This is a genomic window from Thalassolituus sp. UBA675, from assembly GCF_002297765.1.
In the GTDB taxonomy this organism is placed as follows: Bacteria; Pseudomonadota; Gammaproteobacteria; order Pseudomonadales; family Oceanobacteraceae; genus Thalassolituus.
In genome coordinates, this window is sequence record NZ_DBNJ01000004.1 from 1 (window position 1) to 929 (window position 929).

Below are 929 nucleotides of genomic sequence, written 5' to 3' on the forward strand. Positions count from 1 at the left end.
AGATCTCTGCCTACTAGCTAAAACGCGGACAACCAACGCCGCGCTGACTTAGCCTTCTCCGTCTCCCCATCGCACTACAAACAAGTACAGGAATATTAACCTGTTTCCCATCGACTACGCTTTTCAGCCTCGCCTTAGGGGCCGACTAACCCTGCCCCGATTAACGTTGGACAGGAACCCTTGGGTTTCCGGCGAGGGAGTTTTTCACTCCCTTTATCGTTACTCATGTCAGCATTCGCACTTCTGATACCTCCAGCCTGGTTCACACCTTGACCTTCAACGGCTTACAGAACGCTCCTCTACCATGCACTAAGTGCATCCGTAGCTTCGGTGTACAGTTTGAGCCCCGTTATATCTTCCGCGCAGGCCGACTCGACTAGTGAGCTATTACGCTTTCTTTAAAGGGTGGCTGCTTCTAAGCCAACCTCCTAGCTGTTTTAGCCTTCCCACATCGTTTCCCACTTAACTGTAACTTTGGGACCTTAGCTGACGGTCTGGGTTGTTTCCCTTTCCACGACGGACGTTAGCACCCGCCGTGTGTCTCCCGTGATTGAACTCATGGGTATTCGGAGTTTGCAAAGGGTTGGTAAGTCGGGATGACCCCCTAGCCTTAACAGTGCTCTACCCCCCATGGTTAGACACGAGGCACTACCTAAATAGTTTTCGAGGAGAACCAGCTATCTCCGGGCTTGATTAGCCTTTCACTCCTATCCACAAGTCATCCCCTGGCTTTTCAACGACAGTGGGTTCGGTCCTCCAGTTGATGTTACTCAACCTTCAACCTGCTCATGGATAGATCGCCCGGTTTCGGGTCTAATGCATGCGACTGGACGCGCAGTTAACACTCGGTTTCCCTACGGCTCCGCAATTTGCTTAACCTTGCCACATACATTAAGTCGCTGACCCATTATACAAAAGGTACGCAGTCA

At 51.2% G+C, this 929-nt stretch carries 1 other annotated feature (running past one end of the window).

The features are described 5' to 3' along the window. Positions 1-929 (reverse strand) — a sequence feature (mutual gap in cmsearch alignment for this rRNA model is longer than 100) (it continues 866 nt past the right edge of the window).